The sequence below is a fragment of the Klebsiella sp. GB_Kp056 genome (assembly GCF_040064755.1).
Classification (GTDB): Bacteria; Pseudomonadota; Gammaproteobacteria; order Enterobacterales; family Enterobacteriaceae; genus Klebsiella; species Klebsiella quasipneumoniae.
On sequence record NZ_JBEAJA010000060.1, the window covers coordinates 111,340 to 119,731 of the forward strand.

General features: G+C 57.3%; 8 protein-coding genes and 1 pseudogene. 3 read left to right on the top strand and 6 right to left on the bottom strand.

Annotation, left to right across the window (positions count from 1 at the left end; all coding sequences use genetic code 11):
* Positions 1-243: 243 nt before the first annotated feature.
* From dapB to citC, 6 genes are all read right to left on the bottom strand, one after another.
* A complete protein-coding gene (gene dapB, locus ABLV52_RS21155; protein ID WP_023291944.1) occupies positions 244-1,065 on the bottom strand; it encodes a 4-hydroxy-tetrahydrodipicolinate reductase in 822 nt (273 codons plus the stop codon).
* 226 nt (positions 1,066-1,291) lie between these two features.
* The gene (gene citG / locus ABLV52_RS21160) at positions 1,292-2,200 is read right to left on the bottom strand and encodes a triphosphoribosyl-dephospho-CoA synthase CitG (protein ID WP_032453157.1); all 909 of its coding nucleotides are present in this window, start codon (positions 2,198-2,200) and stop codon (positions 1,292-1,294) included.
* 18 nt (positions 2,201-2,218) lie between these two features.
* Entirely contained in the window at positions 2,219-3,745 is a 1,527-nt protein-coding gene (gene citF, locus ABLV52_RS21165) for a citrate lyase subunit alpha (RefSeq protein ID WP_032429096.1), read from the bottom strand.
* A 10-nt stretch (positions 3,746-3,755) separates the two neighbouring features.
* Positions 3,756-4,625 (bottom strand): citrate (pro-3S)-lyase subunit beta, encoded by an 870-nt coding sequence (gene citE / locus ABLV52_RS21170; RefSeq protein WP_023291941.1) that lies wholly within the window; start codon positions 4,623-4,625, stop codon positions 3,756-3,758.
* Positions 4,622-4,915: a citrate lyase acyl carrier protein gene (gene citD / locus ABLV52_RS21175; protein ID WP_023291940.1), complete on the bottom strand. Its 294-nt coding sequence runs from the start codon at positions 4,913-4,915 to the stop codon at positions 4,622-4,624. The genes citE and citD overlap by 4 nt, the downstream gene beginning before the upstream one ends.
* Before the next feature lie 30 nt (positions 4,916-4,945).
* Positions 4,946-5,974 carry a [citrate (pro-3S)-lyase] ligase gene (gene citC, locus ABLV52_RS21180; RefSeq protein WP_348890902.1) on the bottom strand — a complete coding sequence of 343 codons (1,029 nt, stop codon included), beginning with the start codon at positions 5,972-5,974 and terminating at the stop codon, positions 4,946-4,948.
* A gap of 256 nt (positions 5,975-6,230) precedes the next feature.
* On the opposite strand from citC, the gene citS reads away from it, so the two are divergent.
* From citS to ABLV52_RS21195, 3 genes and pseudogenes are all read left to right on the top strand, one after another.
* Complete coding sequence (gene citS / locus ABLV52_RS21185; protein ID WP_023291938.1) at positions 6,231-7,571, top strand: citrate/sodium symporter CitS; 1,341 nt, start codon at positions 6,231-6,233, stop codon at positions 7,569-7,571.
* A gap of 160 nt (positions 7,572-7,731) precedes the next feature.
* A complete protein-coding gene (locus ABLV52_RS21190; protein WP_050533897.1) occupies positions 7,732-7,983 on the top strand; it encodes an oxaloacetate decarboxylase subunit gamma in 252 nt (83 codons plus the stop codon).
* Between the two features lie 15 nt (positions 7,984-7,998).
* Positions 7,999-8,392: pseudogene (locus ABLV52_RS21195) on the top strand (oxaloacetate decarboxylase); the annotation flags it as partial.

The window sequence follows — 8,392 nt, forward strand, 5'->3', positions numbered from 1 at the left end:
TGGCTGAGAAAACGCTTGCGGACGGCGAAGAGTGTAAAACCTGGCGCTGAGCGGCAAAAAAGTGGACCAAATGGTCAAAATTTACATTTCGTTCACTAAAAAACCGAACAACATCCAAACTTATAGCCTTCTCAGATGAACAACAAACAAAAACAGCTAAAAATAAAAAAGGGCAACAAAATATTGCCCCTTGCATCAATAACTTATTGATAGCAATAACCACATCACGATGGGTAATAATCGTTATAAACTATTCAGTTCCAGCACGTCGCGCATATCAAAAAGGCCATTTTTCTTGCCTTTCAGCCACAATGCAGAGCGAACCGCGCCATTAGCAAATGTCATCCGACTGGAGGCTTTATGGGTGATCTCAATACGTTCGCCAATATCAGCAAACATCGCTGTATGTTCACCGACGATATCCCCCGCGCGGACGGTCGCGAAGCCAATGGTGCCCGGGACGCGTTCGCCAGTGTGGCCTTCACGACTGTAGACTGCGCAGTCCTTGAGATCTTTGTTCAATGCCCCGGCGATCGCTTCGCCCATCGCCAGCGCGGTGCCTGAAGGCGCATCCACTTTATGCCGATGGTGCGCTTCGATAATTTCGATGTCGGTGTAGTCGCCCATCACCTTCGCCGCCTTCTCCAGCAGCTTTAACAGAACATTGACGCCGACGCTAAAGTTAGCGGCAAAGACAATGGCAATCTCCTGCGCGGCATCGCTAATCGCCTGCTTGCCAGCGTCGTCAAAACCGGTGGTGCCGATGACCATCCCTTTGCCGTGGTCGCGGCAAAACGCCAGATGGTTCAGCGTGCCTTCCGGGCGGGTAAAATCGATCAACACGTCGAAATCATCTTTTACCGCCGTCAGGCTACTCTGCACCGTGACGCCCGCTTTGCCGGCGCCCGCCAGCTCGCCGGCGTCGCTGCCCACCAGGCTGGATCCTTCACGCTCCAGCGCCGCGCCCAGCGCCACTCCATCCATCTGCAGCGCAGCCTGAATTAACTGGCGTCCCATCCGGCCGCCCGCGCCGGCGATGGCCACGCGGATTTGTGCATCATGCATAGCTATTCTCTTTTGTTAACATTACGTAAATTGTTTTCAGAGTAACCAGCCCGTCAGCGGGCCGCTACTCAAAAACGCCGATAATTAGAAATTTATGACAAACGGCGGACGATATCAGTAAAAACTATATGATTGTGCCGCAATTCCTCGTTTACGCAGTGAGAACCAGGATGCGAATGATGATGCCCCGCCCGCACGGTGCGGGCGAGGACGATGTTGCAGAGGGTTACAGCGGGAAAAGCGCGCCGGCGGGAAACGCGGATAAAAACCAGGTCACCGCCAGCAGATCGGCGCTACCGCCGGGGCTAAGATGGCGGGCAATCAGATCGTCATCAAACTGGCGCAACGCCTCCAGCCCACCGTCAGCCAGCACGCCGCCCTGCCATAGCAGCCGCTGCGCCTCCTGCTGGACATAGTTCAATCCGGCCAGCCCGCCGCGTGACACCAGATTGGTGTCATCATTCCATGCCATCAGATGCAGCAGGGTTTGCAGTAGCGCCAGATTGCTGTCGCCGGTCTCCTCCATCATGCGGTTAAAGACCGGTAATGCCTGGGTGCGCACAGTCAGGAATCCGCTCTCCGCCTCGCCGCGGGCGCCGGAGAAGCCGTAACGCAGAAAATGCATCTCGCCTTTGCTCAGCCGTTCCCCACTGGCGGAGGACAATTCCTGCATAACCATGCCGCGACAGAAGCGCGCCACCTGGTCGCAAAGCCGGTGCTGCTCTATCGGCTCGCCTTTCGAGACCAGCCTGCCCGCTGCCGCGCTGAGCAGGCCAAAAGCGAAGATCGCCCCACGATGGGTATTCACCCCGCCAGTGACCTCCAGCATATCGTTCTCGCAGGCCATTCCCACCGGACGCAGCATCATCAACACCTGCTCCGGCGCGACCGCCGCGGTATCGTGGCCCATGATAAAAAACTTCTCCATCCACGGCGCCACCACCGCGGTACTGGCCTCAAACGAGGCCAGATCCATATCCCGGTGCGCGCCAGCGTTACGAATATCCACCAGCCCGGGCTTAGGGGTCAGGCGAACTTCGGTCAACAGCGCGCGCTCTACCGCGCTGACCACCTCTTCGGCGCTCAGTGGTTTTCCGCGTAGCACACGCGGAGGTTGAATTAACACGTCGCTCATAGCCTTTCCCCTCTGCGCTTAGTCGCTGTTTTTCACCTGATGGATCACATCGATGACCGAACCGTCGCGATAGCGGACTACCGCCACCACCCGATCGGTAAATTCGATCGCTTTCGGTTTGCCCGTCAGCAACTCCGCGCGCTGCTGCAGTTCCTCAATGGTCATCAGCGCAATACCGGCGTTGCGTAAATTGTCGATCAGGTCCTGGCGCGCCGGGTTTACCGCAATGCCATGGTCGGTGACCAGCACATCCACGCTGGCTCCCGGCGTCACGCGGGTCAGCACCTTTTCCACGACGCAGGGAATGCGGCCGCGAACTAACGGCGCGGTAATGATGGTCAAATCCGCGCCGGCGGCGGTATCGCTATGGCCGCCTGACGCGCCGCGCAGCACGCCATTGGAGCCGGTCATCACGTTGACGTTAAAGTCGGTGTCAATTTCCAGCGCGCTGAGCATTACCACGTTTAAGCGCTCGCAGGAGGCCCCTTTGGAACCCGGGCTGGCATACTGATTGGTAGAGATTTCGACGTGGTTCGGGTTCTGCGCCAGCGAGCGCGCCGCATCGCCATCGAACGACTGGGTGTCGAGCAGCGTTTTAATCAGCCCTTTCTCATGCAGATCGACCATCGTCCCGGTGATGCCGCCAAGGCCGAAGCTGGCGGTGATACCGTTGCGGCGCATTTTGTCTTCCAGGAAGCGGCTCACCGCCAGCGAGGCGCCGCCGGTGCCGGTCTGCAGCGAGAATCCCTCTTTAAAGTAACCGGAGTGTTCAACCACCTTCGCCGCCTGGCGGGCGATCAGCAGCTCGCGCGGGTTGCTGGTCAGACGAATGGCGCCAGCGGTGATTTTTTCCGGATCGCCTACTTCGTCCACCTGAACGATCAGATCCACCTGATCCTGGGCGATACTGGCCGGGTAGTTAGGGTAGTCCACCCACTCTTCGGTCAACAGCACGACGCATTTGGCATGTTCCGCATCAACGCGCGCGTAGCCCAGCGAGCCGCAGCGCGACTTACCGCTAAAGCCGTTGGCATTGCCAAACTCATCGCAGCAGGGAACACCGAGGAACGCCACGTCAATGGACAACTCACCGCTTTGGATCAGCTGTACGCGACCACCGTGAGAGTGGATCTGTACCGGATTTTCCATCAGCCCGGCGGAGATCTCCTCGCCGAGCTTCCCGCGCAGGCCGGAGGTGTAGATCTGGCGGATCACGCCGTTTTTAATATGCTCGATCAGCGGCCAGTGAGCGTCGATAAGCGAACTGGACGCCAGGGTCAGATCGCGAAAGCCCATCTCCGCCAGCTTCGCCACCACCATATTGACCACTTTGTCACCGCCGCGAAACGCGTGGTGGAACGAGATGGTCATGCCGTTTCGCAGGCCGGAACGACGGATTGCCGTTTCCAGCGAGTCGCAGATTTTACGCCGCCGCTTTTCCGTCTCACTGGCCAGCCATGGGCTTTTCGCCGTCACGCCGCTGTAAGGGGTCAATCCTTCCGGCATCACATACTGCTGATTAAGCATTGCTACTGTCTCTTTCATCTTATTCCCCTTAATCACGAATACCGGAAGCTGAAAGCGCCACCACTTTGCGCGCGTGGTCGATAATCGGTCCATCGATCATCTTGCCGTTCAGCGACACCACGCCCAGACCGCGCGACTCTGCCTCTTCCGCCGCGGCAATCACCTCCAGCGCATGGTCGACCTCTTTTCGCGTCGGGGCATAGACCTGGTGCAGCAGTTCGATCTGGCGCGGGTTGACCAGTGATTTCCCGTTGAAGCCGAGGTTCTTCGCCAGATTCGCTTCCGCGAGGAAGCCCTCTTCATTATTAATATCCGACCACACGACGTCATAGGCGGCGATGCCGGCGACCCGCGCAGCATGCAGCACGGCGCAGCGGGCATAGAACAGCTCAGTGCCGTCGCCGCGGGAGGTGCCCATATCCATAACGTAGTCGAAGGCCGCCAGCGCGATGGCCGACAGACGCGGGCTGGCGCGGGCGATCTCGACCGCGTTTACCACCCCCAGCGCCGACTCGATGGCCGCCATAAGCCTGGTGCTACCCACTTCCCGGCCGCACTCGCGTTCAATCCGCTCAACGTGGGCTTCCAGTTCATGAATATCTTCTTTGCTGTCGGTTTTCGGCAGACGTACCATGTCCACACCCGCGCGTACCACCGCTTCCAGGTCGGCCAGACCAAACGGCGTATTTAGCGGGTTAATGCGCACCACGGTTTCGATATCCTGATACAGCGGATGCTGCAGCGCCTGATACACCAGCAGGCGAGCGGTATCTTTCTCGCGCAGCGAAACGGCATCTTCAAGGTCGAACATCACCGCATCGGCGCCGTAAACGAATGAAGTACTTAACATGGCGGCATTGGCGCCGGGGATAAACAGCATACTGCGACGTGGTTTCATAGCTGGCTCCATTGCAATTGAGACTGTTGCGCCGCGCGCAGGGCCGCAGCCTGAACCCGGGCGCGCAGAACGCACTCCAGCGCCCCTTTATCATCCACCACCACGTTGGCCTGGCTAACGCCGAGCTGCGTCAGGGTTTCTCTGACCACCTGCTCAATCGCATCGCCAAACTGCTGCTTCACAATGCTGTCGATCTCCAGTTGAATGCCCGGCTGCGTCGCCGGCCCAATCCTGACCATCACATCGCTGGACTCCAGCGTGCCGGCCAGGGCGTCAATCTTCATTTCCATAGAGGCAAATCCTTTGTTATGGCGTAAAAATCAGGCGGTTTGATGTTCGCTTTCCGCCAGTTGCATCAGAAAAGAGAGGGTTCCCGGCGGCACCAGCGCCGCCACCGCCTGCCAGTTGCGCTGCCGGTACAGTTCGCGCACCCTGGAAGCCGATATCGGCCCGCCGTTTTTTTCGATCCGCGCCAGCTCAACCACCTCAACAGGCGGCGCGTCGCCTGGCGCTGCCAGCAACGCTTTCATACGCTGGTTGTAATGGCGAGTCAGCGAACACAGCGGCTCAGTGCCGACAAAACGATGGGTTATCTTCAGCGCCGGGGCTAAATGTTCGCGGAACAGCTGGAGATCGATCTGGTTGTGGCTGTCGTCCACCACCCCCTGTTCTTTGAGGAAGTAGCCAGGGAAGGTGGCCCGCGAGATGAGGTATGCCGAACCGGGATGCAGCGTTACCTTGTCGATGCCGGCAATCCCTTTTTCGATTAGCGTGTAGCGATCCTGATACGTGAAACGGGAGGCATCCTCTTTCACCACAAACAGGTGTAGCCAGTCGCACTGACGGGCCGCCTGCTCTACCAGCCAGCGGTGGCCGAGCGTGAACGGGTTGGCGTTCATCACGATAGCGCCTATTTTGCGTCCCGGCTGACGGTACATCGCCAGCTGGCGGCAGTAGCGGGTCAGCCGTTCGCGGCTATTTTCCAGTAACACGGCGAGATCGCCGGCCTGCGCGATTGGCCAGAATCCGGCGCCGGCAAAGAGTGCGGCGTTACAGGGCTTAGTGAATAAAAACAGTTCACTGCGCCCCAGCTCGTAGGCCAGGGTGAGTAATTCTGTCAGTAGCTTAAGGCTCAGCCCCTCCCCCTGCAGCGAGGGGTCGATAGCGATGCACTTCAGGACGTTGCCGGCGATGGCGCCGCAGCCGACCAGCCGCTGCTGATACTCGGCGACAATGGCCATTTCGCAATCAGCCTCTAATGAGAGCTGATGCTGACGGAGAAAGAGGTCAATCGCCTCTCGCCGCGATTTATCCTTCCGTAGCAGAACGCGTTTTAATATCAGAGTCATTTTTTAGCGCTTCGTTATTCCAAAACGACCTGTATTTCGCCAGCGTTCGGCTATCGATTCTTGTATTTAAATCACAATTTTTCGCGTCGCTTAATTGGCTTTATGGTTTTTATGTTGTTAATTCATTCAGCATAATAAAAATAATTAAATTAATTAAAAACACGAGTATTCAGTGAAGGTTATCACACCTTAACACTGAGTCTATTTATTACTATGCGCCGGTCTTATTACTTCATTGATAAACAGGATAACGTTTATGACTAACATGAGCCAGGCTCCGGCGACGGAGAAAAAGGGCGTAAGCGACCTGCTGGGATTTAAAATCTTCGGCATGCCGTTACCCCTTTATGCGTTTGCGTTAATTACGCTATTACTTTCCCACTTCTTTAATGCGTTACCCACCGACCTGGTTGGCGGCTTTGCCATTATGTTTATTATCGGCGCCATCTTTGGCGAGATTGGCAAACGGCTGCCGATATTTAATAAATATATTGGCGGCGCGCCGGTGATGATCTTCCTCGTCGCCGCTTATTTCGTTTACGCAGGCATTTTTACCCAAAAAGAAATTGATGCAATCACTAATGTGATGGATAAAAGCAACTTCCTGAACTTATTCATCGCAGTTTTGATAACTGGCGCCATTCTCTCGGTTAACCGTAAACTGCTGTTGAAATCGCTGCTGGGTTATATTCCGACGATCCTTATGGGGATCCTCGGCGCATCTATCTTCGGGATTATCATCGGCCTGTGCTTCGGTATTTCCGTAGACCGCATTATGATGCTGTACGTCCTGCCGATTATGGGCGGCGGCAACGGCGCAGGCGCGGTTCCGCTGTCTGAAATTTATCACTCCGTCACCGGCCGCTCCCGTGAAGAGTACTACTCCACCGCGATTGCCATTCTGACCATCGCCAATATCTTCGCCATCGTTTTTGCCGCGCTGCTCGATATTATCGGTAAAAAACACACCTGGCTGAGCGGGGAAGGCGAACTGGTACGTAAAGCCTCCTTTAAAGTTGATGATGATGAAAAAGCAGGTCAGATTACCCATCGCGAAACGGCAGTCGGCCTGGTGCTCGCCACCACCTGTTTCCTGCTGGCCTACGTCATTGCCAAGAAAATTTTGCCAAGCATTGGCGGTGTCTCAATCCACTATTTCGCCTGGATGGTGCTGATCGTCGCGGCGCTGAACGCTTCCGGCCTCTGCTCGCCGGAGATCAAAGCCGGGGCCAAACGCCTGTCTGACTTCTTCTCTAAGCAGCTGCTGTGGGTACTGATGGTCGGGGTCGGCGTGTGCTACACCGACCTGCAGGAAATTATCGACGCGATTACCTTCGCGAACGTCATCATCGCTGCGGTAATCGTCGTGGGTGCTGTCGTCGGGGCGGCCATCGGCGGCTGGATGATTGGCTTCTTCCCGATCGAATCCGCCATCACCGCAGGCCTGTGCATGGCTAACCGCGGCGGCTCAGGCGACCTGGAAGTGCTCTCTGCCTGTAACCGTATGAATCTTATCTCTTATGCGCAAATCTCCTCCCGTCTGGGCGGCGGTATTGTGCTGGTCATCGCCAGCATTGTGTTCGGCATGATGATGTAACCAACACGCACGATGGCGATGTTTGAGCGTCAACCACAGCGATGCCAGTTAGGGGCCAGAGCCGGGGGCGGCTTCGGGAAATCCACCCTACTCCTTAGCCGGAAGTATCGTTTGGTTAGCCTTCAAACACGCCGTCGTGCCCTTACTTTAGGGTCTTTCAATGACTGAAGCTGTACTGCTGGGTGAAGGCTTCACCCTGATGTGCCTCGGCATGGGGTTCGTGCTGGCGTTTCTGTTTCTGCTGATTTTCGCCATCCAGGGGATGTCCGCCGCCGTCAACCGCTTCTTCCCCGAACCGGCTGCGGCGCCGAAAGCGACGCCACTGCCCGCCGTTGCGCCCGCCGACGACTTCGCCCGCTTAAAGCCGGCGATTGTCGCCGCCATTCACCACCACCGCCGTCTTCACCCTTAATTCACGGAGGAATTCATGACCGTTGCCATTACCGATGTCGTCCTGCGCGACGCCCACCAGTCCCTGTTCGCCACCCGTCTGCGTCTCGACGATATGCTCCCCGTCGCCGCTCAGCTTGACGACGTCGGCTACCGCTCGCTGGAGTGCTGGGGCGGCGCCACCTTTGACGCCTGCATCCGCTTCCTCGGCGAGGACCCGTGGGTCCGCCTGCGCGAGCTGAAAAAGGCGATGCCGAAGACCCCGCTGCAGATGCTGCTCCGCGGCCAGAACCTGCTCGGCTACCGTCACTACGCCGACGACGTGGTCGAACGCTTCGTGGAGCGCGCCGTCAAAAACGGCATGGACGTCTTCCGTGTCTTCGACGCCATGAACGACCCGCGCAACATGCAGGCCGCCCTGCAGGCGGTCC